This window comes from Segatella hominis (assembly GCF_019249725.2).
In the GTDB taxonomy this organism is placed as follows: Bacteria; Bacteroidota; Bacteroidia; order Bacteroidales; family Bacteroidaceae; genus Prevotella.
Genome location: NZ_CP137559.1, coordinates 1468789 through 1482500, shown reverse-complemented (window position 1 = coordinate 1482500; position 13712 = coordinate 1468789). Strand labels below are relative to the sequence as shown.

General features: G+C 41.4%; 12 protein-coding genes and 6 tRNA genes (1 of these 18 running past the window's edge). 16 read left to right on the top strand and 2 right to left on the bottom strand.

Annotated elements, in window-relative coordinates:
* Together KUA50_RS06140 and glgP are read left to right on the top strand one after the other, a co-directional pair.
* Positions 1-210 carry the 3' end of a glycogen/starch synthase gene (locus tag KUA50_RS06140; protein WP_218457125.1) on the top strand. The gene continues 1464 nt to the left of window position 1, outside the view, so only the last 210 of its 1674 coding nucleotides appear in the window; its start codon lies off the left edge, out of view; it ends in the stop codon at positions 208-210.
* Between the two features lie 90 nt (positions 211-300).
* Positions 301-2859 (top strand): alpha-glucan family phosphorylase, encoded by a 2559-nt coding sequence (gene glgP / locus KUA50_RS06135; protein WP_218457126.1) that lies wholly within the window; start codon positions 301-303, stop codon positions 2857-2859.
* A 288-nt stretch (positions 2860-3147) separates the two neighbouring features.
* On the opposite strand, the gene KUA50_RS06130 is transcribed toward glgP, so the two are convergent.
* Positions 3148-4086: a ribose-phosphate pyrophosphokinase gene (locus KUA50_RS06130; RefSeq protein WP_022110725.1), complete on the bottom strand. Its 939-nt coding sequence runs from the start codon at positions 4084-4086 to the stop codon at positions 3148-3150.
* A 61-nt stretch (positions 4087-4147) separates the two neighbouring features.
* Positions 4148-4756 (bottom strand): thiamine-phosphate pyrophosphorylase, encoded by a 609-nt coding sequence (locus KUA50_RS06125; protein WP_022110724.1) that lies wholly within the window; start codon positions 4754-4756, stop codon positions 4148-4150.
* Positions 4757-4864: 108 nt separating this feature from the next.
* Here KUA50_RS06125 and nspC point away from each other — a divergent pair, with 108 nt between their 5' ends.
* The 14 genes from nspC to mtaB all read left to right on the top strand — a co-directional run bounded on the left by nspC (position 4865) and on the right by mtaB (position 13650).
* Positions 4865-6040, top strand: a complete 1176-nt coding sequence (gene nspC / locus KUA50_RS06120) for a carboxynorspermidine decarboxylase (protein WP_218457127.1) — start codon at positions 4865-4867, stop codon at positions 6038-6040.
* A 191-nt stretch (positions 6041-6231) separates the two neighbouring features.
* Positions 6232-6304, top strand: a tRNA-Gly gene (locus tag KUA50_RS06115).
* Positions 6305-6372: 68 nt separating this feature from the next.
* Positions 6373-6456: transfer RNA gene (locus KUA50_RS06110), tRNA-Leu, on the top strand.
* Positions 6457-6482: 26 nt separating this feature from the next.
* Positions 6483-6555, top strand: a tRNA-Gly gene (locus KUA50_RS06105).
* A 37-nt stretch (positions 6556-6592) separates the two neighbouring features.
* Positions 6593-6674, top strand: a tRNA-Leu gene (locus KUA50_RS06100).
* 20 nt (positions 6675-6694) lie between these two features.
* Positions 6695-6778: transfer RNA gene (locus KUA50_RS06095), tRNA-Leu, on the top strand.
* A 10-nt stretch (positions 6779-6788) separates the two neighbouring features.
* Positions 6789-6861 (top strand) — tRNA-Gly (locus KUA50_RS06090).
* Between the two features lie 41 nt (positions 6862-6902).
* The gene (locus KUA50_RS06085; protein ID WP_118116924.1) at positions 6903-7442 is read left to right on the top strand and encodes a hypothetical protein; all 540 of its coding nucleotides are present in this window, start codon (positions 6903-6905) and stop codon (positions 7440-7442) included.
* 21 nt (positions 7443-7463) lie between these two features.
* On the top strand, positions 7464-7895 hold the full coding sequence (locus KUA50_RS06080; RefSeq protein WP_118116925.1) for a single-stranded DNA-binding protein: 432 nt from the start codon (positions 7464-7466) through the stop codon (positions 7893-7895).
* A gap of 13 nt (positions 7896-7908) precedes the next feature.
* Entirely contained in the window at positions 7909-9231 is a 1323-nt protein-coding gene (gene gldE / locus KUA50_RS06075; protein WP_022111094.1) for a gliding motility-associated protein GldE, read from the top strand.
* Positions 9232-9354: 123 nt separating this feature from the next.
* Positions 9355-9987: a 4'-phosphopantetheinyl transferase family protein gene (locus tag KUA50_RS06070; protein ID WP_022111095.1), complete on the top strand. Its 633-nt coding sequence runs from the start codon at positions 9355-9357 to the stop codon at positions 9985-9987.
* A gap of 3 nt (positions 9988-9990) precedes the next feature.
* Entirely contained in the window at positions 9991-11193 is a 1203-nt protein-coding gene (locus tag KUA50_RS06065; protein WP_218457128.1) for an esterase-like activity of phytase family protein, read from the top strand.
* A 497-nt stretch (positions 11194-11690) separates the two neighbouring features.
* Positions 11691-11861: a hypothetical protein gene (locus KUA50_RS06060; protein WP_218457129.1), complete on the top strand. Its 171-nt coding sequence runs from the start codon at positions 11691-11693 to the stop codon at positions 11859-11861.
* Positions 11862-12312: 451 nt separating this feature from the next.
* Positions 12313-13650: a tRNA (N(6)-L-threonylcarbamoyladenosine(37)-C(2))-methylthiotransferase MtaB gene (gene mtaB, locus KUA50_RS06055; RefSeq protein ID WP_218457130.1), complete on the top strand. Its 1338-nt coding sequence runs from the start codon at positions 12313-12315 to the stop codon at positions 13648-13650.
* Positions 13651-13712 lie beyond the last annotated feature (62 nt).

Genomic DNA, 13712 nt, shown 5'->3' with positions numbered 1-13712 from the left:
TACAACTATTCTGAGGTTGCTGATGCTATTAAGGATACTGTGGCCAAATATTCTGGTATGACAGATGCTCAAGTAAAGAAATGTCGAAGCAACGCGGATAAACTCTCGAAAAAAGCATTGTGGAGTCATTTTATAGAATACTATTATGAGGCTTATGATTTTGCGCTGCGTAAAGCCGAAAAAAGAATGGCTGATCTGACAGCGAAATAATAAATCATGCTGAAAGTGAGAATAGATTAGTAAGGATAAGATAAATAAAACTTATTACTTTAAATATAACAAACTTTAATATAAAACACAATGAAAATTAAAGCTGATTATGCAAATGCTCCTCAATGGAAGGAGACAACAGTAAAGTCAAGCCTTCCTAAAGAGTTGAAGTGCTTGGACGAGCTTGCTCATAACATGTGGTGGGCATGGAATTATGAAGGTCGAGACTTGTTCAAGAGCCTCGATGAGAAATTGTACGAGCAGGTTAATGCAAATCCTGTGTTGCTTTTGGAGCGTTTGAGCTATGATCGCAAGGAAGCTATCGTGAAAGACAAGGCTATGATGGCTAAGGTGAAGAAGGTTTACAAGATGTTCCGTGATTACATGGATGTTAAACCTAACGCCAAGCGTCCATCTGTAGCTTATTTCTGTATGGAATATGGTATCAATCAGGTGGTTAAAATCTACTCTGGTGGTCTTGGTATGCTTGCTGGTGACTATTTGAAGGAGGCTTCTGATAGCAACGTGGATATGTGTGCTGTTGGTTTCCTCTACAGATATGGTTATTTCAAGCAGTCTTTGAGCATGGATGGTCAGCAGATTGCCAATTATGATGCTCAGAACTTCAATTCTCTTCCTTTGGAGCGTGTTCTGGATAAGAATGGCAACCCAGTTGTCATCGACGTACCTTATATGAACTACCAGGTTCACGCTTATGTATGGCAGATGAATGTAGGTCGTATCAAGTTGTATCTCTTGGATACTGATAATGAAATGAACTCAGAGTTTGATCGTCCTATCACTCACTCTCTCTATGGTGGTGATTGGGAGAATCGCTTGAAGCAGGAGATCTTGCTGGGTATCGGTGGTATCTTGACTTTGAAGAAACTTGGTATTAAGAAGGATATTTATCATTGCAATGAGGGTCATGCAGCTCTCTGCAACTTGCAGCGTCTCTGCGATTACATCGAAGAGGATGGTTTGAACTTCAACCAGGCTCTTGAGTTGGTTCGCGCTTCTTCTCTCTATACAGTTCATACTCCAGTACCAGCCGGTCACGACTACTTCGACGAGGCTCTCTTCGGTAAGTACATGGGTGGCTATCCACAGCGTCTTGGTATTTCATGGGATGAGTTCATTGGTATGGGCCGTGAGAATGCAGACGATCACAACGAGCGTTTCTGTCTTTCTACTTTTGCATGCAACACTTGTCAGGAGGTTAATGGTGTAAGTAAGCTCCATGGTTGGGTGAGCCAGCAGATGTTCTCTAATATCTGGAAGGGTTATTTCCCAGAGGAGAACCACGTAGGTTATGTAACCAATGGTGTTCACTTCCCAACTTGGACTGCAACAGAGTGGCGTAAACTCTATGACACATATTTTGATAAGAACTTCATGAACGACCAGAGCAACGAGGAAATCTGGCATGCAATCTACAATGTTTCAGATGAAGAAATCTGGAATACTCGTATGACATTGAAGAAGAAACTCGTAGCTTATATTCGTGAGAAGTTTACAGAGACTTGGTTGAAGAATCAGGGTGATCCTGCTCGTGTGGTTTCTTTGCTTGAGCGTATCAATCCTAACGCTTTGATGATTGGTTTCTGCCGTCGTTTTGCTACTTACAAGCGTGCTCACTTGCTTTTCACAGATTTGGATCGTTTGTCTAAGATCGTTAATGATCCAGAGCATCCAGTATTGTTCTTCTTCTCAGGTAAGGCTCACCCAGCTGATGGTGCAGGTCAGGGCTTGATCAAGAGAATCTTCGAGATCAGTCAGCGTCCTGAGTTCCTTGGTAAGATTATCTTCTTGGAGGACTACGATATGACTTTGGCTCGTCGCTTGGTTTCTGGTGTTGATATTTGGATGAATACTCCTACACGTCCATTGGAGGCTTCTGGTACATCTGGCGAGAAGGCTGAGATGAATGGTGTTGTCAACCTCTCTGTACTTGATGGTTGGTGGGTAGAAGGTTACCGCGAGGGTGCTGGTTGGGCTCTTCCAGAGAAGCGTACATACCAGAATCAGGGTTATCAGGATCAGCTTGATGCTGCTACTATCTACAATCTCTTGGAGAACGATATCATTCCAATGTACTACAACAAGAACAAGGAAGGCTTCAGCAAGGAGTGGATTCAGGTAGTAAAGAACTCTATTGCTACTATCGCTCCTCATTATACTATGAAGCGTCAGTTGGATGACTACTATGATAAGTTCTACAACAAGGAGGCTGCCCGCTTCAAGAAGTTGAGCGCTAACGATAATGCTTTGGCTAAGGAGATTGCTCTCTGGAAGGAAAGTGTTGCTGAGCGTTGGGATGGTATTCATGTAGTATCAAAGAATGATGAGACAGCTAATGGTACTGAGACTGGTAAGAAGTACAAGATTCAGTATGTTATAGACGAGCAGGGCTTGAATGATGCTATTGGTTTGGAACTTGTTGTTCTTACCGATCAGCCGGAGAATGGTAAGCAGGTTTATTCTGTATTCCCATTCAAGGTTATTGGTCATGAGGGTAATAACTATACATTTGAGGCAGAGATTGAGCCTGTTAATGCTGGTTCTTTCAAAACTGCAGTACGTATGTTCCCTAAGAGCGATAAGTTGCCACATCGTCAGGACTTCTGCTACGTAAAGTGGTTGGACTAAGATAATAAATATCATAAAAGTGTTTTGGTATAGTAATATATCGAAAATATGATGAAGATATAATAAAGAATCCCACATTTTGAAAGAGATGTGGGATTTTTTTGTTTTTCCTATATTCTTGTATTTTTCTTTTTTTTCTGTCTTTCCTCTTTTTCCGTTTCCTTTAGTTTTTTGTTTCTTCTATCTTCTTGTATTTTCCTTTGTTTTGAATATTATGGGAAAAGAAAAAAGGAGCTTTCCCTAAGAAGAGTAGGGGAAGCTCCTTTTTAGATGGATAAATAATTTCTTTTATACGAGATACTGAGAAGAGATACTCTCGTTATCTTCTACACGGCGGATAGTTTCTGCAAACATATCTGCGATTGTAAGCTGCTTAACTTTTTCGCAACGCTTGGTGTAAGGAATTGAGTCGGTAAATACGATTTCCTCAAGAGCTGATTTCTGAACGCGTTCTGAAGCAGGACCGCTCATCACGCAATGAGAAGCACATGCACGTACGGTTTTAGCACCTGCTTCCTTCATGATATCAGCAGCTTTTGTGATAGTACCAGCTGTATCAACCATATCGTCGATGATCACAACGTTCTTGTCTTTTACGTCACCGATAATCTGCATGCTGGCTACAACATTTGCACGGGCACGAGTCTTGTTGCAGAGTACGAGTGGGCAACCGAAGTACTTAGCATAAGTGTTAGCGCGCTTAGAACCACCAACGTCTGGAGAAGCGATTACCATATCTTCGAGTTGCAAGCTCTGAAGATAAGGCAGGATGACGCCAGAAGCGTAGAGGTGGTCAACTGGTACGTCGAAGAATCCTTGAATCTGATCAGCGTGAAGATCCATGGTGATCAAGCGGTCGATACCGGCAACGCTCAACAAATCAGCAACAAGTTTGGCACCGATGCTGACACGTGGCTTGTCCTTGCGATCCTGACGAGCCCAACCAAAGTAAGGAATAACTGCGATAATATGACGAGCTGAAGCACGCTTAGCTGCATCAATCATCAGAAGCAATTCCATCAAGTTGTCAGAATTAGGGAAGGTGCTCTGTACGAGGAAAACATCGCGTCCGCGGATAGATTCCTCAAAAGATACACCAAACTCACCATCAGAGAATTTGGTTACTACCAAATTACCCAGTGGGCAACCTAAACTAGCGCAGATTTTTTCTGCAAGGTATCTCGTGTTAGTACCGGAGAATACCAAAAAAGAGTTTTTGTCACTCATTTGAATTTTAGTTTATGTGTAATTAAATTATTATTACGAATATTTATGATGAATAGCAATGTCAGTTAACTGCCTTGCGTAATTTCTCGAAATGATTGATTACTTCTTTGTAATCTCTTTCGTTGTGAATATCAAATCTATTCCAAAGATCACCACATATTACTATTCCTCCAAAGCCGAGCGCTTTAGCTATTTTGACATTTTCCAGGCTCATGCCTCCAAGAGCATATACTTTTTTGTCGATAAGCCCTTCTTTGGCTGCCAATTCTAATTGGTTGAGCGAGAAAGAGGATTTTTCATCTTTGAATTCTATGCAGTCGAAAATGTTTTTCAGAAAAACATATTGCGATTTTTTCTTCATTTCTTTCAACTGAAGAAGATCTGTGCATGTACGACTGTATTTCCCTTTGTATCCTTCTGGCAAGGCAGCGCTTGGATTGTCTATATGAATGCCGGCCAAATCATATTCCTGCTTGAGGTAATAATGATCGTGTACTGTGATCTTACGATAATAGTCCTCAGGTAAGAGTGTGAGTAGTCGCTCAGAGAACATTGGTGATGCCCCCGGTTTAAAAAGATGCAAATTGTCTAGTCCTTCATCAAACAATGAGGATAGGATTTTATCTTCTTCCACAAAGAATGTGGACTTCGTCATTATTACTAATTTCATAGTCTTAAAAACTTTTCTGTTGCAAAAGTATTAAAAAAAACGCAAACTTGCAATTATATTGGAGATAAAAAGCTATCTTTGCACCATAAAATTAATATTTATCAAGACATGCAAGTAAATTTAGAGAATTTTAAGGAGATTCGCACTCCGATTTACGTATTGGAAGAAAGTAGACTGAGACAAAATCTATCGCTTATAAAGAGCGTAGCTGATAGGGCTGACATGGAGATTATTCTGGCATTTAAGGCTTATGCCCTTTGGAAGACTTTCCCGATTTTCAGAGAATATATTTCTTCGACAACAGCAAGCTCTTTGAGCGAAGCAAAGCTGGCTTTTGAGAAATTTGGAAGTCCTGCCCATACTTTTTCTCCAGCTTATACTGATGACGAGATTGACGAAATTGCCCGTTGCTCAAGTCATCTGACGTTTAATTCTCTTTCTCAATATGAGCGTTTTCATGAGCGTGTAGCTACAGTTAATCCAAGCATCAAATTGGGACTGAGAGTAAATCCGGAATATTCTGAGGTAGAAACGTTGCTGTATAATCCCTGTGCGCCTGGTTCCCGATTTGGTGTAACTGCAGATAAATTGCCTGAGACTTTGCCTTCGGATATTGAGGGCTTCCATTGCCATTGCCATTGTGAGAGTGGGGCAGATGTGTTTGAAAGGACGTTGGTACATATTGAGGAGAAGTTCGGCAAATGGTTTTCTCAGTTGAAATGGATTAATTTTGGTGGAGGTCACCTGATGACTCGTAAGGATTATGATGTATTACACCTTATTAATATAATAAAGGAGTTTCATCTGCGTTATCCTCATCTTCATGTCATCATGGAGCCGGGTAGTGCCTTCGGATGGCAGACGGGACCTCTCGTTTCTCAGGTTGTGGATGTGGTGGAAGACCATGGTTACAAAACCGCCATTCTGAATGTCAGCTTTACTTGCCACATGCCTGATTGTTTGGAGATGCCATATCATCCGGCTGTACGCAATGCCGAAACCATCGAAATGGAAGATATGATGGAGAAGCCGGAAGGAGATCACGTTTACCGTTTGGGAGGAAATAGTTGTTTGAGTGGTGATTTTATGGGATATTGGAAATTTGACCACGAACTGGAAGTAGGCGAAAAAGTGATTTTTGAAGATATGCTTCATTATACTACCGTAAAGACAAATACTTTTAATGGCATTACGCATCCATCTATAGGAATCGTGCATTTGGATGGGAATTTGGAAATCCTGCGAGAATATGGATATGAAGATTATCTGAACCGAATGGATTAGACTGGTAGGAAAAGGACCATAAAAGTTCAGTTTTTGCAGATAAAACGATGAAAAATGCGTATTTTGCCTTTAAAAACAGACAAAATGCGCATTTTCTTAAAAAAAAGTCTTTGAAAAATTTGGTAATTCAGAAAAAAGTAGTACCTTTGCACCCGCATTCAGAGGAATGCTCCTTGCTAAGAGGAATAGCTGCGGAAATAGCTCAGTTGGTAGAGCACAACCTTGCCAAGGTTGGGGTCGCGGGTCCGAGTCCCGTTTTCCGCTCAATTTTTTGAAACAGCATCAAGTTTTATCTTATGTATTGAAATTGATGTAAGCAACATTATTATAATGGAGAGGTGGCGGAATTGGTAGACGCGCTACTTTGAGGGGGTAGTGACAATTGTGTCGTGGGAGTTCGAGTCTCCTCCTCTTCACAGAAGAAAGGTTGCTTTGTTGATTTGCGGAAATAGCTCAGTTGGTAGAGCACAACCTTGCCAAGGTTGGGGTCGCGGGTCCGAGTCCCGTTTTCCGCTCTAAGAGTGCTATAAGATTATTGTTTTATAGACTTGAGCCCAAGTGGCGGAATTGGTAGACGCGCACGTTTCAGGTGCGTGTGTTTCACAACGTGCAGGTTCGAGTCCTGTCTTGGGCACTATTTTTAAATTTGATGTTGGAGAGGTGGCGGAATTGGTAGACGCGCTACTTTGAGGGGGTAGTGACAATTGTGTCGTGGGAGTTCGAGTCTCCTCCTCTTCACCTTCTTTTTGCGGAAATAGCTCAGTTGGTAGAGCACAACCTTGCCAAGGTTGGGGTCGCGGGTCCGAGTCCCGTTTTCCGCTCTTTTTTCTTTAATATTTAAAAAGAGAGAAACATACCCACTATGAATTTATATATTAGATATTTCGATAAGGAAACCTTTGTTTCTTCTGTCGATCAAGCGATAGATTTTTTAAGTCAAATTCCAGAAATAGGAATGAATCCTGATTTGGAAGCGGATATCCGTGATTATGCTGCAAGTGATGTATGCTATCCAAAAAGATATAAAGTACGCCCAAGAGTTTATTTTATTATCATTAAGACAGCTGCTGCATGTATGCAGGATTTTAAGGATAAGAAGGCTTTGCGTACTGTGCCTTCTGAGCGTCATGATAATCCTGCAAGTCCAGTAAACCGTTTGACTGAAGAGCGTCCGGGCTGGTATGAAGGTTCGCTGGATTTCAAGCGAGTTGTAATGGTGCCTGCTACAGGTAAATTTGAGTATCGTGACACTCATTTTGTGGCAGACGTTAAAGCTATGTCTGGAATAGATTGCTATGAGAGAATCGTAGAGCATCTCCGTGGTAGGGTAGATTCCAGAAGTCAGTTCCCTTCTGCAAAGGGTAAGAATTTCCAGTTCCGTTATTTGGGAATGTGGAAATAATTTCATTAAAAATGTTTTGATATGAATAAGGTTATGTTAATTGGTAATGTCGGGAAGGATCCTGATGTTCATTATTATGATGCTGATCAGGCTGTAGCGCAGGTTTCTCTTGCGACAACAGAACGTGGATATACTTTGGAAAATGGTATGCAGGTACCAGATCATACAGATTGGCATAACCTTGTCTTTTTTCGTGCCTTGGCTAAATATGTAGAAAAGTATGTGCGTAAGGGTGACAAACTTTATGTCGAGGGTAAGGTGCGTTACCGTACCTATGATGACAAGCAGGGGAAACGTAGATATGTAACTGAGATTTACGTGGATAATATGGAAATGCTTGTATCCAAGTTTGCTGCTTCACGTACGAATGAAGCAAGTAATGCCCAAACTGCTGCCAAAGCTGAGGCTCAGACTTCTCAGGAAGAGAAGGAACAAGATAGTTTACCATTTTAATTAATATATAAAATTGGATATTTCAACTATAACTGAGGCCTTTGATGATGTTGCTTTTTCATCGCCTTCATTAGGGGTTGTTTTTGCTGCCGTCTTAGCGGCAGTATTGCTGTTGGTGTCTGCGTTTGCAAGTGGTTCTGAAATCGCTTTTTTCAGTCTTTCACCTACAGATGTTGATGAACTGGAAGATGAGAAAACAGAAACAGACCGTAAGATTCTGATGTTGCGTGAGGATTCTGAACGTACTCTTGCTACCATTCTTATTGCCAATAATTTTGTGAACGTCACCATCATTATGCTTTTAAACTATGTTTTTGCTGGTGTAGTTCATTTTGGAGCAAAAGCGTATTGGCTGCAATTTCTGATTATTACAGTTCTGCTTACGTTTCTTCTTTTACTTTTTGGTGAAATCATGCCAAAAGTGTATAGTCGTAAGGATCCGTTACTTTTCTGCAGGCGTTTTGTAGGAGGTATTTTGATTGCCCGTAAGATTTTCTGGCCTTTGGAAAATGTGCTCTTGAAAAGTGGAATGCTGGCCGAAAAGGTAGTGAAAAAGGAAAATCACATCTTGAGTGTTGATGATTTGGAACAGGCTTTGGAACTAACAGACAAGGATGATATCAAGGACGAACAGAGTATGCTGAAGGGTATTATCCGCTTTGGTGATGAGACTGCCAAAGAGGTAATGACGAGCCGACAGAATATAGTAGATTTGGATATTCACAGTACTTATCCTGAGGTTCTGAAATGTATCGTGGAAAATAACTACAGTCGTATTCCTGTTTATCAGGATAATACCGACAATATTCGCGGCATCCTGTATATCAAGGATTTGCTTCCTCATTTAGAAAAACCGGTCTCTTTCAGATGGCAGAGTCTGATTCGTCCGCCTTATTTTGTACCGGAGACCAAGAAGATTGATGATTTGCTGAGAGAATTTCAGGAGAATAAGGTACATATCGCCATCGTGGTAGATGAATTTGGCGGCACAAGCGGTATCGTAACTCTTGAGGATATTCTGGAGGAAATCGTAGGCGAAATTAATGATGAGTATGATGAGGAAGAAAAGTTTTACTCCAAGTTGAATTATAATACATTTATTTTTGAGGGTAAGACTTTGCTGACAGATTTCTGCAAGATTCTGAATGTTGATGATGAGGAATTTGAGGAAGTGGAAGGCGATGCCGATACTTTGGCCGGATTGTTGCTTGAAATCAAGGGTGATTTTCCAAGTATCCATGAGAAAATCGAATATAAGAATTATTCTTTTGAGGTTTTGGGTGTTGAGGAACGCCGTATCAGTAGGATCAAAGTGGTGGTTCATCCCGGTAAATAATTTGTTGAGGCTTTTTAAGATTGATTATAATAAGAAAGAGGGTCGAGATTGCTATAATCTTGACTCTCTTTTGTTTTTCTCGATTTTTTTTCGTAATTTTGTCCCCTATAAAATCAATTGGTTATGGCATTAATAAACGTAAGAGAAGTTTATCCTGGAGTACATTTGGGATTGTGGCAAATCGGGGAGTCTGTAAACGACTTTCTGGAGAGCTATCCTTGGATGAAAGTTTATATTAAAGATTTGGAACTTTATAAAAGTGAAGGGCGAAAGTTGGAGTTTCTTGCAGTCAGAGCTTTACTTAGAGAGATGCTTCTGATAGCTGGATATTCTGAGGAGCAGATAGGTAAAATCGGAGAAATCACACATGATAAGTGCGGCAAACCTTTGCTCAACAAGTTTAATATCAGTATTTCTCATACCCGGGGCTTTGCTTCCGTCATTATTTCTAAAAGCCGTTCTGTAGCTGTAGATATAGAATATTATAATGATAGGGTGGAGCGTATCGCTTCCAAGTTTTTGAGAAGGGACGAAAAGGCTGAAGGGCTGGATGCTTTGCTGGTTCATTGGTGCGCTAAAGAAACTGTCTATAAACTGTTTTCGGCAGAGAATTTGCAATATGGGGAGATGCGGCTGAAACCGTTCGACCCTATGATGGATTGGAATTGCGAAGTTGAAAACCTGAAGTCGCACAAATCGGTAAATGTGGACTTTGAGTTGACGATGGAGTTTGTTCTTACTTATGCAGCTTTGTAAACTATGCTTCGGAATATTTTACTAACTTGTTTCTTGTGTTTCGGGTATCAGGTGCTTTGGGCTGATACTTTACAGGTGGTGCGGGGTGATGTTGAGGAAGGTCAATGGACTGTCGTTCGGGAGTTTCCTCAGAAATCCTATTCCCGGTTTGTACCAGCAGGAAACTATAGTGGCATTACTCATTTGCATGATGATATTTATGCGGTAGTAAGCGATAAGTCTGATAGTGCCTTGTTTTTCAAGTTTCGCATCCAGGTAGATGAACTTACGGGAGAGCTTCGGCATGTGGAGAATCTGGGATATGATGTGATGGTGGATGGAAGCTGCTATGACGGGAAATCTTGGATAGGCAAGGATAGGGGCTTTGATCATGAGGCGATTGCAAAGGTTTCCGATTCTACCCTGATGGTGGCAAGTGAGGGATTTTTCAGTATCAGGGAGTTTTTTATCAATCCTTCATCCCGGAATGCGGAATGGAATTCCCGACTCAGAAAGATAGATTGCCCGTCTGCTGCGTTTGCTCCTAACTATGCGTTTGAATCTTTGGCTTTCGATTCTGTCCGTCATAACCTTTGGACGATTCCTGAAAGTACGCTCCGGAAGGATGGGGAATCTGCAACGCCACAGAATGGAGAAGCTAATAAACTACGTCTGATGAGAATTGATATTGGGCATCTGAAGGGGATAGATGCTCAACATCTGGAGGGGATAGGTGTTCTGAGGCAGAATAGCGATGATTCAGATTCAGTAAATGTTGGGGGAAAACACTTTATGGAAACTTACGCCTACCGGATGGATAAGCCTACTACGAACAAGAAGGCTGAAACGTATGTGATGGGTGTTAGCGAATTGTGTGTCTTACCAGATGGTCAGTTGTTGGTCTTGGAGCGTGAAGCTTTTATTCCAAAGATGAAATTGGGAGCATTTTGTAAGTGCAAGTTGTACTTGATTAATCCGTTGCAGGAGAATCCGTATCCCATTGAGCAACCTTTCTGCGAAGCTACACCTTATATTGATAAGCATTTGCTTTTAGAATGGAAGACCGGTTTGTCGGTTTTTGACCGCTCGTTTGCAAATTACGAAGGAATGTGCCTGGGACCGAAATTAAAGAATGGTGATCAGGTGGTGATTCTACTTTCTGATTCCCAAGACCAATATGCAGGCGTTCTTAAAGACTGGTTTAAAACGGTTGTAATAGGAAAATAGGGTCTGAGATAAAATGAGAAATGACAAATGAGAAGTGAGAAATGGGAAAGACGGGAGAAATGAGAAATGACAAATGAGAAGTGAGAAATGGGAAAGACGATGAAATGAGAAATGAGGAATGAGAAAGGAGAAAAATGATGATTATGATGAGAAAAACTGAGCTTTGAGATGAGAAAAACTGGTGGTTGAGATGAAAAAACGGAGTTTGAGATGAGAAAAAGGGGATTGGAAGTCTCGAAAAAGGGTAGTTTTGGAGTAGATGGCTTGGATAGTAAAAAACACGTAAAAGTGTTAATTTTCGGCTGTCTTCGCACACGATAAAAACTTTAACTTTTGTTAGCAGTTTGTAAGTGCCTGATTATTAGGCACTTGTAAAAATGTTACAAAAGTACCCCAAAAAAAGTCCTAAAAAAAAGAACAACCTATCGAAAAAATACTTACCTTTGCATCGTTTTAATAAACGAATGATTGTTTTACAGATTTAAAAAGCAAAGAAAATGAAGAAATTAGTTTTAATGTTCGTAGCTATCGCAGCTATCTCTTTCGCATCTTGTGGTAACAAAACAGCTCAGAACACAGCTTCTGCTGATTCTGATACTGCAATGGTTGATACAGCTTCTGCTGATACAGCTGCTGTTGATACAGCTGCTGCTGATACAGCTAAGTAATCTAGGATTACTTTACGAACGAAAAATGAGAGAAACAACCGCTGGACTTCGGTCTGGCGGCTTTTTTTGTTTTATAGGCTCTGGTGCTTTTCCTGTCTGGTTGTCTGATTGGTTTGATTCTTTCAGTCCCGATGCTTTATAGAATCAGTTTTTTCATACTGCCCATATTAGAAAAAGCGCTTTGGTAATTTGCTAATTTCAGAATAATTGTTTATCTTTGCCGAACTTTTGCTCAGAAGGCTAAAAAACAAGATTTGTGTTCCTTTCTTCTGATGCTGGAGGGATGGGGACTTTCTTCTTGAAAATCAAGATTTGTGTTCCTTTCTCCTGATGCTGGAGGGTTGGAGGACATTCTCCTGAAGCTGGAGATTTAGGGGCTTTCTCTTGAACGCAGAAAGGAGAACCTTTTCGTTTTGGCCGATTGAAATTTAATAATGTAAATAGGATAATTATGATAGATACAAGTGCCTTTCAAGGCAAGAAAGCTGCTTATTATACTCTGGGTTGTAAACTCAATTTCTCAGAGACTTCCACTTTCGGAAAGATGCTGGAAGATATGGGGGTTGTTACAGCTCAGAAGGGTGAACAAGCTGATATTTGTTTGATAAATACATGTTCTGTAACAGAAGTGGCTGATCACAAATGTCGTCAGGCCATTCATCGTATGGTACGCCAGAATCCTGGAGCCTTTGTGGTTGTTACTGGTTGCTATGCCCAGTTGGAATCAGAGAATGTGAGCAAGATAGAAGGTGTTGACCTGGTGCTTGGTGCCAATGAGAAAGCTCATCTGATACAGTATCTGAGTGATGCTTGGGCGCAGAAGTATTCAGAAGCGCTTCATCAGCATCATAGTGTGAAGACCAAGGAAATCAAGACTTTCCAGCCGTCTTGTTCCCGTGGCAACCGCACCCGTTATTTCCTGAAGGTACAGGATGGTTGCAATTATTATTGTACCTATTGTACAATACCTTTTGCCCGTGGCAATTCCCGCAATCCAAGTATTGCCTCTCTTGTAGAACAGTCTGAGCAGGCAGCCCGTGAGGGTGGTAAGGAAATCGTTATTACTGGCGTGAACATCGGAGATTTCGGTCAGACAACTCATGAGCGCTTTTTGGATCTGGTGAAGGCTCTTGACGGAGTAGAGGGCATCAAGCGATATAGAATTTCCAGTCTGGAGCCAGACCTCTGTGATGATGATCTCATCGAATATTGTGCCCAGAGCCGGGCTTTCATGCCTCATTTCCACATACCTCTGCAAAGCGGTAGCGACGAGGTACTCAAGTTGATGCATCGTCGTTATGATAAGGCTCTGTTTGCTCATAAGGTTCAACTGATCAAGGAGAAGATGCCGGATGCTTTCATCGGGGTTGACGTGATGGTAGGCTGCCGTGGTGAAACGCCTGAGTGTTTTGAGGAATGTTATGAGTTCCTGAAGTCCTTGCCTGTTACCCAACTTCATGTTTTCCCTTATTCTGAACGCCCGGGTACGGCTGCGCTCAAGATTCCTTATGTGGTGAGTGACAAGGAGAAGAAGTTGCGCTCCAAGAGACTCCTGGAGTTGAGCGACCAGAAGACGCAAGAGTTTTATGCCCAGTATATTGGAACGGAAGCTGAGGTTCTGTTTGAGAAGGCGCCTCGCGGCAAGGCCATGCATGGTTTTACCAAGAACTATGTGAGAGTAGAACTTTCTCCTGCGCTTGCCAAGGAAGAATATGACAATCAGTTGCTCCGTGTTCGCCTGGGCGATTTCAATCATGACAAAACGGCTTTGAAGGCAGAATTGCTCTAAGAGTTCGTGGTGATGATAACGCTCGAATCATATCGTTCGAATATAGTCTCGTAAGGTTCGGG